Source organism: Flavobacterium anhuiense (assembly GCF_001705175.1).
Taxonomy (GTDB): domain Bacteria; phylum Bacteroidota; class Bacteroidia; order Flavobacteriales; family Flavobacteriaceae; genus Flavobacterium; species Flavobacterium anhuiense.
The window spans coordinates 1,265,864-1,283,070 of record NZ_CP016907.1 but is presented as its reverse complement, the minus strand read 5'-3'; the positions used below and the strand labels follow the sequence as shown (position 1 = coordinate 1,283,070).

Sequence of the window (17,207 nt, the reverse complement as noted above, 5' to 3'; positions counted from 1 at the left end):
TTTAAAATAAAAAATGCCTCTTCCAAGATTTCATGAAAGAGGCATTTTTTTAATTCTTATTTTATTTATTTGAAAGCGTAAACCAAACCAACGCCAAGAACTTGTCTTAGCTGCATTCTTGGTCCGTCATTTACCTGAGTCGTTGCTCCTGTAGTTGGGTCAACCACATCTTTTTTTGTTTTAATATCGTCGTCATAAATTAAGTGAACGCCTATATTTGCTTTTACATATGCGTTGACAACAAGATCAAGGCGTGTATCATAATCAATATCGACATTTCCGAATTTGTTTAGGTAATCGGTATACAAGCTTAATCTGTTTTCATAAAAAACGTTTTTATAGATTTCGTTTTTCATATAAGCTGTAAAAAGTATACCAAATTCGGCTTTTACTTTTTGGCCTTCTTCAATTAATATCTGTTGTGTAGGATCTAGCGGGTCTGGCGCATAAACCGCTTTTTTAACCCCGAAAGAACCTTGATTGGCAAGATATTGATCAAGTACTAAAGTAGTTTTTAATGTAATAGGAGAGAAGTAAAATACTCTGTTTTTTTCTTTATTTGAATTCTCTGCTCCGGCTCCCAGAAAGATATAAGCTGGCGCAAAAGGTCTAGAGATCGCGACATCTCGGTTTGGATAATTATAACCGTCTGTAAATTGTGTGTTGAAGTTTAATTTAGAAGAGTAATACCAGTTTGAAGCCGTATCTTTTCTAAAACCATAAGTTGAGTTGAACTGAAAAGCATCGTCTGTTTTTCTTAACTCAATTCCGTCTTGTTTGTTTAAACCATATTTTACGATAAGCTCGTTTACCCATTTATGATTTTTCTTTGTGTAAGTTCTATTAAATTCACCTTTAAATAAACCTGAAATAGAACTTGTTCCCCCAGCACTCCAGTTTACAAAAGCAATTTCGGAAATGTCAAACCCTAATTGATTTTTTTTGCTCCAGTTGGATGGCGGTTTAGGTGCTTGATTTGGGCTTAAAGTGGTTTGTATAATCTGGGCAAAGTTATTAGAAGTACACAAAAGCAATAATAGCAAAAGGGTAGAACGCAATAATTTCATTTAGGTAATTTTTTTTTGGTTTCGCAAAATAATTATTTTGAACCGTTAGAAAAAAGATTTATTAAACTTTTAACGTCAATTTTACACAATTCTTGCAGTTGATTTACGGTTCCATGTTCGATAAACTCGTCTGGAACACCCAAAATTTTAATAGAATTCTTAAAATTATGTGATGCTGCAAACTCTAAAACTGCGCTTCCAAAACCACCATTTTTAACCCCGTCTTCAATAGTAATTATACGTTCAAAAGTTGAAAAAATGGTTTTTAATGTATTGATGTCTAGTGGTTTAATAAAACTAAAGTTATAGTGGGCAATTTCGTTGGAATGGGTTGATTCTTTTAGCGCTTCTATAACATTATTTCCAATTGTTCCGGCCGATAGCACAGCAACTTTCGTACCATCTTTCAAGCATTTTGCTTCGTTCCAATTTATTTTTTTGTAATGTCCGAAATTTTCTACTTCCCAATTTGGTAAGACTCCACGACCTCTTGGATATCGAATCGCAATAGGATGATCTATTCCAAATTGAACCGTATATAGAATGTTTTGCAGTTCAATTTCGTTCAGCGGAGCGTAGATCACCATATTCGGGATTGAACGCAGATAAGCGATATCAAAAACACCATGATGTGTTGCACCATCTTCACCGACTAATCCGGCACGATCCAAACAAAAAATTACAGGTAAATTTTGCAACGCTACATCATGAATAACCTGATCGTAAGCGCGCTGTAAAAATGTGGAGTAAATATTGCAATATACAATCATACCCTGAGTGGCCATTCCTGCTGCAAGCGTTACTGCATGCTGTTCGGCAATGCCTACATCAAAAGCACGTTCTGGGAATTCGTCCATCATAAATTTTAATGAACTTCCAGATGGCATTGCAGGTGTGATTCCGATTATTTTTTCATTTTTTCTGGCTAAATCTAAAATAGTCAAGCCAAAAACATCTTGAAATTTGGGCGGAAGATTTTCTTCAGATTTTAAATGAATTTCTCCAGTCGAGGCATCAAATTTTCCAGGCGCATGATATTTTACCTGATTTTCTTCTGCCTGCTGCAATCCTTTTCCTTTGGTAGTTACAATATGAAGGAATTTTGGACCTTTTATCTTTTTAAGGCGATTTAATTCTTTGATCAATTTAGGAAGATCATGACCGTCTATTGGCCCTGAATAATCAAAATTCAAAGATTTAATAATATTATTTTGTCGCGGATTTTTTCCGTTTTTAACCGAGGTAAGATATTTTTTCAAAGCACCAACGCTCGGATCAATTCCGATGGCGTTATCGTTTAGAATCACTAAAATATTGGCATCTGTAACTCCAGCATGATTTAAACCTTCAAAAGCCATTCCGCTGGCAATAGAAGCATCGCCGATTACTGCAATATGTTCTTTATCGAAATCGCCTTTTAATTTAGAAGCAATCGCCATTCCGAGTGCTGCAGAAATCGAAGTGGAAGAATGTCCAACACCAAAGGTATCGTAAACACTTTCGCTTCTTTTCGGAAAACCCGAAACTCCTCCAATCTGTCTATTGGTATGAAAAATTTCTCTTCTTTCGGTCAGGATTTTATGTCCGTACGCCTGATGCCCAACATCCCAAACCAATAAATCATCTGGTGTATTAAAAACATAATGCAAAGCAATTGTAAGTTCTACAACGCCCAAACTTGCTCCTAAATGACCTTCTTTTACAGAAACAATATCAATAATAAACTGACGAAGTTCTTGAGCAACTTGAGCAAGCTGTTCTTCTTTTAAAAGACGCAAATCGGCAGGATTGTATATGTTAGAAAGTAAATCGCTTTTCATTGTATGGTAAAAAGCAAATTTACGGTTTTAAATTTAATTTTCTTGCCGAGTCTACTTCAATAAAATAGGAACAGAATATTGCATTCTGACTTTTTTTCCATTTGATTCTCCCGGCTGCCATTTCGGGCATAAACTTAAAACTCTGATAATTTCTTTTTCTAAAGGTTCTTCAACTGCTGGAGAACATTCAAGAAATGAAACACTTCCGTTTTTTTCTACAGCAAATGCAAGCGTAAAATTAAGTTTCCAGTAATTTACATTTTCTGGCTTTTTATATTCTTTCATGAAGAAAGTATGAAATTGGTCGATACCGCCTGGGAACTCAGCGTTAGAACTTGAAAAGGGTTTTAGGGATGATGCTGGATCATCTTTTTTTACTTTATCAGGTTCAGAAGATTTATCTTTGGTAGATTCTCCAGATACTGTTAGTATATTTTTCTTTAATGTAGCTTGTTCAACTTTTAGTGTAGGCGATTGCGTTTGTTCTAATTTCTTTCTGCTTATAGTAGTATCTACAGTTTGTGATTTTGTTGCTGAAATATTTGTGACAACTTCAACATTTTTAATTTCTTGTTTTTTATCTTCTTTGTTTTGACAGCCGAAAAAAAGTGCAGTTATAACCGCAGACAGCATTGGCAAAAACAATTTGCAGTTTGTCTGAACAGTTATTTTATGTTTTCTTTCCATATTCTATTATCACGATTTAAAAGTAATAAAAAATAAGTTCTAAAATCCTATTTTTGCATCTATGGAAAATCCTTTTACTGACGAATATTTCATGAAAAAAGCTTTGCAGGAAGCAGAAGCAGCTTTTGAAAAAGGCGAAATTCCTGTTGGTGCTGTTATAGTTGTAGCCGATAAAGTTATTGCAAGAAGTCATAATTTGACAGAATTGCTAAATGATGTTACGGCTCATGCCGAAATGCAGTCCATTACCGCAGCGGCAAACTTTCTTGGCGGAAAATATTTAAAAGACTGTACGCTTTATGTAACACTCGAGCCTTGCCAAATGTGTGCAGGAGCTTTGTATTGGAGCCAGATTTCTAAAATCGTTTTTGGTGCGCGAGATGAACAACGCGGTTTTATTAATATGGGAACAAAACTGCATCCTAAAACTACTGTTGTTTCTGGTGTAATGGCAAACGAAGCTGCCGATTTAATGAAACGTTTCTTTCTCGAAAGACGTAAATAATACTAAATAACATGACAGATTTTTCAGTAATAAAAAAGCTATTTCATATTGCAGAGCCAAATGGTTTTACAAACGATGAAATTCAAGTCGTAAAAGATATATTCAGACAGCTTCCTAAAGTTTTTGTTGATTATTATGCTGAATTAGGTAAAATTCAAAACTTAAATCATACACAGGATTTGTTGATTGTTCCAGAACGTTTTCAATACTATAAAAACGATGATTATTTGATATTTTATTCTGAAAATCAAAAGGCATGCGTTTGGGGAATTCACAAAGAGGATTTGTCAAAATCTAATCCTCCAGTTTACATGAGTTATGATGAAAAAGAATGGAGTCTGGAAACAGAAACATTAACAGATTTTTTCACTGCAATGGCGTATTTACAAGCAAGTTTTGCATTAGATTTTACTTGTGATACATTTTATGAAATCGAACCAAATGAATTAGATTTCATTACTCAGAATTTTTCAAATAAAGGAGTTTTTTTCAGGCAATGGCTTGAAGGAATAAAATTCTATGGAAATTATTCAGATGATGTAATTGTTGTCATAAATGGCAATCAAATGCATTATTCCTCAAATACCGAAGTACACTTTCTTGAAATGGATAAAGTTTTGTCAAAATTAGGTTCTGAGCTTTGAGAGCAATGATAAAACTTCAACAAAAGTTAAATAATCATTATTAGAGAATTTTCTTCTTAAATAAATCAAGAAATAATTTACTTTTATCGTGATTTAATTTGTATTTTTCTGTTGCATCTTATAGCAGTAAAATCTATTAAATTTTGAATTTGTTAACCATTTAACTCTCAATAAAAGTGAAGGCAAAAGGATTATTTCTCGTATTTTTAGTGGTTTTTATATTTGAATCCTGTGGACGCAAATCAGCTGCAGATTTCAATTCTGATTTTTCGTTATTCAAAGATTACATTACTAGTTTTACTGGCGGTATCGTTTCTGCAGATTCTGATATCCGTGTGGTTTTGGCTTTCGATAAAAACGATTGGAAACCTAATCAGGAATTAGACAGCGATTTGTTTGATATTTCGCCCAGTGTAAGCGGAAAAGTGATTGCACTTTCGACAAATACTTTGGCTTTTATTCCAGAGAAAAAACTTAAAATGGGAACAGAATATCAGGTTACTTTAAACTTAGATAAACTGACTGCGATTCCAAAAGAGAAAGAAAAGGAACTTTCGAAATTCAATTTTACAGTCAAAACAGTAAAACAGGATTTTACCATTAATACAGGCGATATTCAGTCGTACAGCAAAGAATATCAATATTTAAACTGCGTTTTAAAAACAGCTGATAATATTGATTTGGAAACCGCTCAAAAACTGGTTGAAGCCAAACACAATGGAAATAATCTTAAAATTAAATTTGAGAAAGTATCTGGTCCGGCAAAAGAATTCCGTTTTATAATTGATAGTATTCAGCGTCAAACAGAAGCTTCAAACTTGGAAATTATTTATGATGGAAGTGATTTCGATATTGATCAGAAAGGACAAATTGATTTCCCGATTACAAGCATCAATGAATTTAAAGTTATAAAAGTTGAAGTTCCAGACGGAAACAATCAGCAGGTTTTAATTAATTTCTCAGAACCTTTAGAAAAAGGACAGGATTTTGCTGGATTGGTTTCGATTCAAAACACTAATAATCTGAAATTTTCTACACAAGGGAATTTACTTAAAGTATATTTTACGAATCAAAACGCGCCTAAAAAAGAAGAACCCGTAGCAGTAGTTGCAGAAGAGCCAGCTGCCGTCGCTGTAGATTCGGCTGCTGTTGTGGTTGATTCAGCCGCAGTTGCTGTAGATTCAGCTGCCACAGTTGCAGAAGAAGTAGTTGAATATGTGCCAGACGAAGAGCCAGAACAAGTTGTAACGGGTGAATTATTGTTGGAAGTTTTTCAGGGAATAGAAAGCCAGTACGGTAAAAAACTGGAAAACAATTATAGTGAGAAAATCTCTTTTGATCAGATCAAACCAAATGTTCGTTTTGTAAAAAATGGAACGATTCTGCCAAGTTCAAACAATTTAAAATTAAATTTCGAAGCTGTAAACTTAAGCGCTGTTGATGTAAAAGTGTATAAGATTTACAAAAATAATATCTTGCAGTTTCTTCAATACAACGAATTAAATGGAGGGCAAAACCTAAAGAAAGTAGCACAGCCAATTGCCAAAACTACGCTGAATTTAAGGGAAAGCACGCTCGTAAATCTCTCTAAATGGAATACATATGCCTTAGATTTATCTAAAATTATCAAGCCAGAACCAGGCGCAATTTACAGAGTTGAATTTGTTTATAAAAAGAAATATTCGCTTTATAAATGCGAAACATCAGAAGGAAATGACGACGAAGCGGAGGAGGAAGAAGTAGATGAAAACGACGTGAATTACAGCGGAAACTCTTACGACGATTATTACTATTATGATGATTACGATTGGAGAGAAAGCCAAGATCCTTGTACAGGCTCTTACTATTACAATGCAAGAATTGCAACTAATATTTTAGCTTCAGATTTAGGAGTTATTGCAAAAAGAGGCGAAAATAAATCGTATCTATTTGCTGTAAACAATATCGTTACAACTGAGCCAGTTTCAAACGCAAGAGTAGATTTATACAACTTCCAACAACAAAAAATTGCAACAGAAGCAACAAGCAGCGAAGGTATTGCATCTTTCCAATTGGATAAATTTGCCTATTTCGCAATTGTAACTTTAGGCGATCAGTCGACTTACGTAAAGCTGGATGACGGACTTTCGTTATCAGTAAGTAATTTTGATGTTTCAGGTGAGACTTTACAAAAAGGCTTAAAAGGATTTATTTACGGAGAAAGAGGCGTTTGGCGTCCAGGAGATAATTTGTATTTGTCATTTATTTTGAATGATGCCGCTAATAAACTTCCGAAATCGCATCCAATCAAATTCAGATTAAACGATCCGAATGGTAAAACAGTTTATCAAACCGTTCAAAAAACAAATGATTTAAATCATTATGCCTTTATAGTGCCAACAAATCAGGATGCGCCAACAGGAAACTGGGAAGCGATGGTGAGCGTTGGTGGAGCTAAATTCTATAAGAGCATTAAGATTGAAACGATTAAACCAAATCGTTTAAAAATCAAAAATACCTTTAGCAGAAAAACACTTTCGGCTTCTTATCCAAACACGGATAATCTTGAAGTAACGTGGCTTCACGGCGCAATTGCCAAGAATTTGAATGTAGAGATGCAGGCGAAATTCTCTCAGCAGGCAACTACTTTTAAAGGTTATGAAAAATATACTTTTGATGATTTGGCACGTCAATTCAGTACAGAAGAAATCAATGTTTTCTCTGGGAAATTAAACGAAAATGGAAAAGCATCAGTAAACATTCAGCCAAGATTGCAAGGTCAGGCACCGGGAATGCTTCGCGCTTCATTCATTACAAAAGTATATGAAGAAGGCGGAGATTTTAGTACGGATGTGATGTCAACAACTTATTCTCCGTACAAAACTTATGTTGGACTTAAAACGCCAGAACTGAACAAGTACAGCATGCTTGAAACGCGAGCAAACAATCGTTTTGATGTAGTTACAGTTGATGAAAACGGAAGACCAAAATCAGTTCGTAATCTTGAAGTAAGAGTTTATAAAGTAGACTGGAGATGGTGGTGGGATTCTTCAAGCGATAATTTGTCCAATTATAATTCGTCAAATGCAACGACTTCATACAAAACCTTTGTAATCAATACAGATTCAAGCGGAAAAGGAAGTTTCCAGTTTGCTTTAACAGATGAGGAATGGGGGCGTTACTTAATTCGTATTGAAGACGGAGAAAGCGGACATGCAACTTCTTTAACGGTAAATATCGATTGGCCAATCTGGTCTGGAAAAACACGCAACAGAGACGCTTCTACAGCGAATATGTTGGTTTTTTCTACAGATAAAAAGAATTATGCTGTTGGAGAAAAAGCACAGATTTCGTTCCCTTCAAGTGAAGGCGGACGTGCTTTAATTTCTGTAGAAAACGGTTCAAGAGTAGTGCAGACTATTTGGGCTGAGACTAAAAAAGGAGAAACTAAAGTTGAGGTTCCAATTACAGGAGCAATGGCGCCCAATGTATATTTCAACATTACATTATTACAGCCTCACGCTTCTACTAAAAACGATTCGCCAATTCGTATGTACGGAATTGTGCCAATTGAAGTTGTAGATAAAAATACCATTTTGGCACCAACACTTAATATGCCAGATGTATTAAGACCAGAACAGCCATTTACAGTAAAAGTAGGGGAGAAATCAGGTAAAGAAATGACGTATACAATTGCCGTTGTAGATGAAGGCCTTCTAGATTTAACTCGTTTTAAAACACCAAATGCTTGGGATAGTTTCTATGTTCGTGAAGCACTTGGAGTAAAAACTTGGGACGTTTACGATGATGTAATTGGCGCTTATGGCGGAAAAATAAACCAGATTTTCAGTATTGGTGGTGATCAGGATTTAGGAGGCGGAAAAGCTAAAAAAGCCAACCGTTTTAAACCTGTAGTGCTGTATTACGGGCCATTCAAATTAGGAAAAGGCGAAACAAAATCACATCAGTTAAAATTGCCAAAATACATTGGTTCAGTTCGAACAATGGTTGTGGCGGGAGATGCAAATACAAGCGCTTACGGAAGCGTTGAAAAAGCAACACAAGTTAAGAGTCCGTTGATGGTTTTAGCTTCGCTGCCAAGAAAAATTTCGCCATCAGAAAAAGTGACATTGCCTGTGACGGTTTTTGCAACTGAAAAAAAGATTAAAAACGTAACAGTTCAGGTAAAAACAAGCAACGGATTGAAAGTTGCGGGAAGTGCGGTTCAAAAACTAAATTTTGCACAGCCTGATGAAAAAATGGCGTATTTTAATTTGGTTGTTGGTTCTGCGACTGGAATTGCAAAAGTTCAGGTAATCGCAACTTCTGGAAGCGAGAAATCAGTTTATGATGTTGAAATCGATATGACGAACCCGAATCCGGTTACGAGTACTTTTACAGATGTTGTTTTAACGCCAAATAGCACTAAAACAATTTCATGGAAAACTTTCGGAATTGCAGGAAGTAACAAAGCAAGATTAGAAGTTTCGTCTATGCCATCTATGAATCTGAACGGAAGATTACAGTTCTTAATTCAGTATCCTCATGGCTGTGTAGAACAGACTACTTCGTCAGTTTTCCCACAATTGTATTTGGGTGATGTGGCTGATATTGATGCGAAACGCAAAGATCTGATTCAGAAAAATATTGCTGCAGGAATTGCGAGATTGGGTAATTTCCAATTATCAAATGGCGGAATGCCGTATTGGCAAGGAAATGCAATTGCAGACGATTGGGGAACTTCTTACGCAGGACATTTCTTGATTGAAGCAGAGAAAAAAGGATATGTACTGCCAATAAACTTTAAATCGAAATGGTTAGGTTATCAGCAGAAAGAAGCAAAACAATGGCGATTTGAACCAAAATACGGAAATGACTTAGCGCAAGCATATCGTTTGTACACTTTAGCTTTAGCAGGAAATGCAGATTTATCATCAATGAATAGACTTCGAGAGACAAAAGGAATTTCGAATGAAAGTATGCTTCGTTTGGCTGCGGCTTATGTTTTGGCAGGACAAAAATCTGCTGGACAGAGTTTATTTTTAAGAACGAGTATCGACGGAAGTTCAGATGGCTACAGTTATTACTATTATGGTTCAAGCGAAAGAAATAGAGCAATGGCTTTAGAAACCATGCTTTTATTAGACCAAAAGCAGAAAGCATTTGTAACGGCCACAAAACTAGCCAAAGAAATGTCAGCTAACCAATGGATGAGTACCCAGACAACGGCTTATTGTTTATATGCAATGTCAAAATTTGCTGTGAGTAATGGTCCAAAAGGAATCAATATTCAGTTTAGTAAAAACGGAAAAGGAGAGACGATAAATACAGGTAAATCGGTTGCAGATCGCAGTTTGTCTGTTGCTTCTGGTACAAACAGTATTGCCTTGAAAAACAATAAGGCGAATACAGTTTATGTTCGTGTATTGAATACTGGAATATTGCCAATAGGACAAGAAAATGCGGTTCAAAGTGATGTCACTGCTTCTATTGTTTTTAAGAATAGAAAAGGAAGCGTAATCAATGTTTCAAAAATTAATCAAGGAACTGAATTTGTTGCGGAGGTTACAATTAAAAACCAAAGAGGAGAAAGTGTTCAAAACGTAGCGTTATCGCAAATTCTGCCTTCTGGATTCGAAATTGTTAATACTCGTTTCACAGATTATGGAGATGCTGTAAATAATATTGCTGATTATATCGACATTCGTGACGACAGAACGAATTTCTATTTCGGAATGAAAGCGAGAGAAACCAAAGTTTTCAAAATTCTATTGAACGCATCGTATTTAGGAAATTATTATTTACCTGGATTGCAATGCGAAGCGATGTATGATAATACGTTCTTAGCTAGAACAAAAGGATTCTGGGTTGAGGTTGTGAAGTAAAGTTGTTAGCCACGAATTCACAAATTAATTTGTCATAATTTAAATTCGTGGCGAATAAAAAAAACTTTTAATCCGCGTAATCTGTGGCAAAAAAACTTTGTGAGCTTTGAGAAAAAAAGTCTCCCGCAGATTTTGCAGATCAAACAGATAAAATAAATCTGCTCAATCTGCGAGAGAAAAATTTTGCGTCCCGATAGCTATCGGGATTGCGTAAATCTTTGCGCCTTTGCGGTGAAAAAAAAATAAGTATTGAAAAATAAATTAAAAGCATTCCTCCAGCGAATTATAAACTGGATTGAAAAAAATAAACTAAAATCAGCAATTGCATTTCTGCTTTTGCTGATTTACTATTTTTCAATACCTCGAACTTTATTCAAAGAACCGTATTCAACCGTAATAGAAAGCAGAGAAGGCGAACTTCTAGGAGCTAAAATTGCTCGTGACGGACAATGGCGGTTTCCTGCACAGGATAGCGTTCCTGACAAATTCAAGAAATGTATCGTTTATTTTGAAGACGAATATTTCTATAAACATCCGGGATTTAATCCAGGTGCGATGATAAATGCTTTTAAACAAAATAGAAAAGCAGGAAAAGTAGTCAGAGGAGGAAGTACGTTGACGCAACAAGTAATCAGACTTTCTCGAAAAGGAAAAAACAGAACCTATTTCGAAAAAATAATAGAAATTATTCTCGCTACAAGATTAGAATTAGGTTATTCTAAAAATGAAATTCTTGAAATGTATGCAGCGCATGCACCATTTGGAGGGAATGTTGTTGGATTAGAAATGGCTTCATGGCGTTACTTTGGCGTACAATCCAATCAATTATCTTGGGCGGAAAATGCAGTTTTAGCCGTTTTGCCCAATGCGCCAAGTTTAATTTATCCAGGAAAGAATCAGATAAAATTATTAAACAAACGAAACCGGCTTCTGCTAAAACTTCATCAGGAAGGCATAATCGACAAGCAGACGTATGAACTTTCTGTAGAAGAGCCTCTTCCTCAAAAACCGTATGATCTTCCTCAAATTGCGCCTCATTTATTGCAGAGAGTGGCAAAAGATGAAGAAGGAACAAGGGTAAAAACTACAATTGATTATGCTTTGCAGAATAGAGTTAATCAAATTGCACGATATTATTATAATCAGTACAAACAAAATGAAGTTCATAATCTGGCCATTTTGGTAATTGATGTGCAGAATAGAAATGTAATGAGCTATGTTGGAAATTCTCCAACGGATAAAGACCATCAAAAAGATGTTGATATTATTGATGCGCCAAGAAGTACAGGAAGTATTTTAAAACCGCTTTTGTATGGCGCAATGCTTGACGATGGCGAATTGTTGCCGAATACTTTAGTGGCGGATATTCCAACGCAGATTTCGGGATATACGCCTCAGAATTTTAATTTAACGTTTGACGGAGCTGTGCCTGCACATCGTGCTTTGTCCCGTTCGTTAAATATTCCCGCAGTTTTAATGCTTCAGGAATTTACTGTAAATAAATTTTACGAAGAGCTTCAAAAGTTTAAATTAAAGAATATTAATAAAACGCCTGATCATTATGGTTTGTCGCTAATTTTAGGAGGTGCCGAAAGCAACTTATGGGATTTATGCCGAACATACGCCAATTTATCTTCAACGTTAAATTATTACACAAAGCATCAAGCGAAATACAGAACTAACGAATTTACAGAACTCAACTATAAAAACGATTTTAAGCCTGATCTTGGCTCAGAAACTGATCAGAAGAATATTTTGGGTGCAGGATCAATTTGGTTGACTTACAACGCAATGGAAGAGGTTAATAGACCCGAAGGAGACGAAGCTTGGAAGTTTTACGACAGTTCGCTTAAAATTGCATGGAAAACGGGAACAAGTTTCGGAAACCGAGATGCTTGGGCAATTGGAACCAATTCCAGATATGTGGTCGGAATTTGGGTTGGGAATGCGACAGGTGAGGGAAGGCCAACTTTGACGGGAGTAACCAGTGCGGCTCCAATTTTATTCGATGTTTTTAATTTGCTGCCAAGACAAAGATGGTTTGATACGCCTTATAATGATTTGGCCGAAGTTGAGGTTTGCCGTTTAAGTGGCTATCTGGCAAAGGATAATTGCCCGAAAATTAAGCAATGGGTTACTAAAAAAGGAAAATCGACTAAAGTTTGTCCTTATCACAGAACAATTCATTTAGACAAAACAGAGCAGTTTCAGGTAAACAGCAGTTGCGAGAGTATCGATAATATTGTAACTAAAAACTGGTTTGTATTGCCTCCTGTTATGGCATGGTATTACAAAAGCCAGCATATCGAATATTTGCCTTTACCGCCATTCAAAGAAGGATGCGAAGGAACGCAAACTACTACAATGGATTTTATTTATCCAAAGGCGAATAGTAAAATCTATTTGACAAAAGATTTTAATAGTAATGTACAGCCTGTGATTTTAAAAGTGGCTTATTCCGAAAAAGATAAAGAATTGTTTTGGTATGTAGATGATGTTTATAAAGCAACAACAAAAACATTTCATGAATTGCCAATTGCTCCAACAACGGGAACACATTATATTACAGTTGTGGATGCCAGCGGAAATGAAATTAGAAGAAAAATTGAAATTGTGAGGGAATAGGTTTATTGTATGATGTTGAGTTTCGTGTACACGTTTTTGTTTTTAGAAATTCGAAACGAGATTGAAGCAGTAAATCCTTCATAAGTTGGAATCTTTTCCTTGTTGTATGCAAACGAATATCCTAAACCTAAATCTATCATGTTAAATACAGTTAAACCGCCTACTGCATAAGCATTTTTTGAGGAACTGCCTGCTTTTACAAATAGAAGATAGTCTGTATTGTATGATAAATGAATATCGGGAAGCCCATAATATTTGCCATTATAGCTGTTTGTAATTCCATATCCCGCACCCAAAAAGAGTTTGTTTTTGTTTTTGCAATCTAGACAGAATTCAAGACCGCCTGTAAAAAGACTCTTATCGGCAATTGAATAATTCAGATATATAATTGGCCATTCTGGAATTTTAAATTTTGAGTTATTGGTGTTTTTCTTGTAATCGAAATTGTTGGAGTCAATCATTTTTCCATCCTTGTTAAACCATTCCGCTCTGCCAAATAATTGTTCCGCTTTATAATCACTTGAATAGCCTTGAAATTGCAATTGATTATTGATTAGATAATAATCCTTAATAATAAAAAGAGAATCGATGTTTTTGATTTTATAACCTATAGCATCTTTTGTTTTTACTTTTAAAGGTTTAATTCGGTAATAAAAAGCTATTTCCTTGTTGCTTGTTTTCCAGTTTTTATCAAAAAAGATTGTGTCATTTTGAGCTGACAATGGAGCAAGTAACATTAAGAAGATTATAGTGATGCAGGTTTTCATTTTTTAAATTATTTAGTAGCCTATAAATTGGCTGTAAGCTTTTCTATTTCTTGTAAATCTTAAATTTAGACTCATCGTAAATCCTTCAAAAGCCGGAGCTTTATCTGAATTATACGGTAAGGAATATCCAAACCCTAAATCTATGAAATTCATTAGTGATAGTCCGCCCATTATATAGCCATTTTTGTGGGTGGTTCCAATTTTTGCAAATAATATGGAGATGTTTTGTGATAAATGCAGATCGGGTAAACCATAATATTGCCCATTGTAACTATTTGTGAGACCGTATCCAATGCCTAAAAATAGTTTATTGTTGGTTTTGCAGTGTAAGCAAAATTCATAACCTGCAGTTAGAAGACTTTTGTCAGTGACGCTATAATTTATATAAGCGATTGGCGGACTGGGCACTCTAAATGTTCCTGGAGCAGGTTTGTTGAAATCTCTTGAGTAAAGAACATTGCCGTCTTCCTTAAACCATTTTGCTTTTCCGACATTATCGTTTCCCTCCACATCTTTTGTGTAACCTTCAAATTGCAATGCATTATTTTTTACATAGTAATCTTTAATAACATAAAGAGAATCTACATATGGTATTTTTCGTCCAATGGCTTTTCTTGTTTTTATTTTAACAGGTTTCAATCGGTAATAAATAGCAGAATCTTTTACAGTAGTTTTCCATTCCGAATTAAAATAAATAGTGTCATTTTGTGCCGATAGTTTGAATGAAAACAAAAAAAGAATAACCAGGTAATGGATGTTTTTTGTTTTGGCTAACGAAAAAAGACATGTAGTAGCTGTCATATAAATCAATTAAAATATGACAAACATAATGTATGGTAGATAATTAGATGGCTGATAGAAGTTTTTTATATGCCATTATAGGACATAAAAATGAGATCCGAAAAAGCATAAAAAAAACCGTCCTGATGCATCGGGACGGTTTGATGTTTTTATTCTGTAATAACATTTCCTTTTTTGTCATAGAAATGGTATTCTAAGTACGTGTAAGCGTCACGAGGTATGATTTTCACCCATTTCTTATGTTCAAAAAACCATTTTGAACGTAATGATGGAAAACCTTTGCTGAGGTATGCAGCCACAAACGGATGTGTATTAAGCACAACCTTGTTGTGGGTTTTTAAAAGTCTTTCTAAATCAGCGGTGATCTTATCAATGATTAAAATTGGAGCTTCAATTTCACCATTATGTTTGTTAGGATCTTCCTCTCTGGTTTTGATATTCACTTCTGGTCTTACTCGCTGTCTTGTAATTTGGACCAAACCAAATTTGCTCGGCGGTAATATTTTATGTTTTGCTTTATCGTCGCTCATTTCTTCTCGCAAGAAGTCGAACAAAACTTTCCTGTTTTCAGGATTAGACATATCGATAAAATCAACTACGATTATTCCGCCCATATCACGCAGACGAAGCTGTCTAGCGATTTCTGCTGCGGCAATCATATTTACTTCCATGGCTGTGTCTTCTTGGTTGGTCGCTTTATTAGAACGGTTTCCGCTGTTTACGTCAATAACGTGAAGAGCCTCGGTGTGTTCAATAATAAGATAAGCACCTTTACTCATGGAAACAGTTCGGCCAAATGAAGTTTTGATTTGTCTCTCTATATTGTATTTCTCAAAAATCGGAGTATCATTTGATTGATAAAACTTAACAATCGATTGTTTTGAAGGTGCAATTTCTTGCAAATATTCCTTCGTTTGGTGGTACAACTCTTCATCATCTATTTGAATACCGCTGAAGGTATCATTAAATACATCTCTTAATATCGAAGAAGCTCTGTTAAGCTCTCCTAATACTTTTGATGGATGATGAGCAGTTGGTAATTTTTTACACATTGCAGACCATCTGCCAAGCAGGTTCTGCAAATCTTTTTCTAATTCGGCTACGTTTTTGCCTTCGGCTACTGTACGAACAATAACACCAAATCCTTTAGGTTTGATCGATAGAACAAGTTTTTTAAGACGATCCTTTTCTTTTTTGTCTTCTATTTTTTGAGAAATAGAAACACGATCAGAAAAAGGAACTAGAACGATAAATCTTCCGGCAAGAGAAAGCTCAGCACTTATTCTTGGGCCTTTGGTTGATATAGGTTCTTTAACTACTTGAACTAAGACAGATTGATTGGCACTTAAAATATCAGTAATGATGCCATCTTTGTCAATCTCTTTCTCAAACTGAAAGGTTTTTAGGGAGAAATCTTTTAATTTACCTGCGCTTACAAGTTTTATGAATTTCAGCTGAGAAGCTAGATTTGGACCCAAATCATGATAATGTAAAAAGGCATCTTTTTCGAAACCTACATTCACAAAAGCAGCATTAAGTCCCGCAACTGGTTTTCTGATTTTTGCAATAAAAATATCACCAACCTGAAAGTTGCTTTTTTCTTCTTCTTTGTGTAATTCAATTAGTTTTCCATCTTTTAATAAGGCAAAATCTACTGCATCAGAACTAGATCTAATGATTAATTCTTTATTCACACTGTAAATTTTTATCCAGACTTTTAGTTTCAGGTTTTAAGTTTCAAGTTTCAAGTTTTACAACTCATAACTTATAACTCATAACTCATAACTGAATTGTAAGGATGGATTAAACAATATTTTAACAGGTATTAACCCGGTGGAGTTAGTTGCCAGTTTTCAGTCTCAGTAAGCAGTTTAAGCTGCAAACTGTATTCTGTGACTGAGACTATCAAACTCCAATTTCAATGAACGTTTAAAAAGAAAAAAGTAGTTTAAAACTACTTTTTCTTTTTGTGGCGGTTAGCTCTCGCTCTTTTCTTACGTTTGTGAGTAGCTACCTTATGTCTCTTTCTTTTTTTACCACTTGGCATATTGTGTCAGATTTATGTTAATTAATATTATTTTGCTTCGTTGTTAGTTTTAACTCCTTCTACAAAAACTTTTGCAGGTTTAAACGCAGGAATGTTGTGTGCTGGAATTTTAATAGTAGTGTTTTTAGAAATGTTTCTTCCAGTTTTTTCAGCTCTAGTTTTAACGATAAAACTACCGAAACCTCTTAAGTATACATTGTCTCCAGTTTCTAAAGAAGTCTTAACTTCTTCCATAAAAGTTTCTACTGTTGCTTGAACGTCTCCTTTTTCAAGACCTAGTTTCTCTGAAATCTTCGCTACGATATCTGCTTTCGTCATTTTCTTTCCTATTTTATTTTATAAATGGTGTACTATTTTTTTGAGTTTGCAAATATAGGAAT

Annotated in this window: 11 protein-coding genes; 4 read left to right on the top strand and 7 right to left on the bottom strand. The window is 35.0% G+C overall.

Going from position 1 to position 17,207, the window contains the following annotated elements; translation table 11 throughout:
* Positions 1-65: 65 nt before the first annotated feature.
* Genes BB050_RS05385 through BB050_RS05375 form a run of 3 tightly spaced genes read right to left on the bottom strand, consistent with a single transcriptional unit; the run spans position 66 to position 3,574 of the window.
* Positions 66-1,067, bottom strand: coding sequence for a DUF3078 domain-containing protein (locus tag BB050_RS05385; protein ID WP_008466626.1), 1,002 nt, complete (start codon positions 1,065-1,067; stop codon positions 66-68).
* Between the two features lie 32 nt (positions 1,068-1,099).
* Positions 1,100-2,887 (bottom strand): 1-deoxy-D-xylulose-5-phosphate synthase, encoded by a 1,788-nt coding sequence (locus tag BB050_RS05380; RefSeq protein WP_066032874.1) that lies wholly within the window; start codon positions 2,885-2,887, stop codon positions 1,100-1,102.
* A gap of 51 nt (positions 2,888-2,938) precedes the next feature.
* Complete coding sequence (locus tag BB050_RS05375) at positions 2,939-3,574, bottom strand: energy transducer TonB (RefSeq protein WP_066032873.1); 636 nt, start codon at positions 3,572-3,574, stop codon at positions 2,939-2,941.
* Between the two features lie 61 nt (positions 3,575-3,635).
* On the opposite strand from BB050_RS05375, the gene BB050_RS05370 reads away from it, so the two are divergent.
* The 4 genes from BB050_RS05370 (at position 3,636) to pbpC (ending at position 13,212) form a co-directional block, all read left to right on the top strand.
* Positions 3,636-4,079 (top strand): nucleoside deaminase, encoded by a 444-nt coding sequence (locus tag BB050_RS05370; RefSeq protein ID WP_008466631.1) that lies wholly within the window; start codon positions 3,636-3,638, stop codon positions 4,077-4,079.
* Positions 4,080-4,090: 11 nt separating this feature from the next.
* Entirely contained in the window at positions 4,091-4,723 is a 633-nt protein-coding gene (locus tag BB050_RS05365) for a hypothetical protein (protein ID WP_066032872.1), read from the top strand.
* Between the two features lie 176 nt (positions 4,724-4,899).
* Positions 4,900-10,587 (top strand): alpha-2-macroglobulin family protein, encoded by a 5,688-nt coding sequence (locus tag BB050_RS05360; RefSeq protein ID WP_066032871.1) that lies wholly within the window; start codon positions 4,900-4,902, stop codon positions 10,585-10,587.
* A 249-nt stretch (positions 10,588-10,836) separates the two neighbouring features.
* The gene (gene pbpC / locus BB050_RS05355) at positions 10,837-13,212 is read left to right on the top strand and encodes a penicillin-binding protein 1C (protein WP_066032870.1); all 2,376 of its coding nucleotides are present in this window, start codon (positions 10,837-10,839) and stop codon (positions 13,210-13,212) included.
* 2 nt (positions 13,213-13,214) lie between these two features.
* Here the strand turns inward: pbpC and BB050_RS05350 are convergent, their stop codons facing one another.
* The 4 genes from BB050_RS05350 to BB050_RS05335 form a co-directional block, all read right to left on the bottom strand.
* Positions 13,215-13,979 (bottom strand): hypothetical protein, encoded by a 765-nt coding sequence (locus BB050_RS05350; protein ID WP_066032869.1) that lies wholly within the window; start codon positions 13,977-13,979, stop codon positions 13,215-13,217.
* Positions 13,980-13,991: 12 nt separating this feature from the next.
* Positions 13,992-14,780, bottom strand: coding sequence for a hypothetical protein (locus BB050_RS05345; protein WP_066032868.1), 789 nt, complete (start codon positions 14,778-14,780; stop codon positions 13,992-13,994).
* Positions 14,781-14,929: 149 nt separating this feature from the next.
* Positions 14,930-16,474: an Rne/Rng family ribonuclease gene (locus tag BB050_RS05340; protein ID WP_066032867.1), complete on the bottom strand. Its 1,545-nt coding sequence runs from the start codon at positions 16,472-16,474 to the stop codon at positions 14,930-14,932.
* Between the two features lie 380 nt (positions 16,475-16,854).
* Positions 16,855-17,145, bottom strand: a complete 291-nt coding sequence (locus BB050_RS05335) for an HU family DNA-binding protein (protein WP_007805026.1) — start codon at positions 17,143-17,145, stop codon at positions 16,855-16,857.
* Between the last annotated feature and the right edge of the window lie 62 nt (positions 17,146-17,207).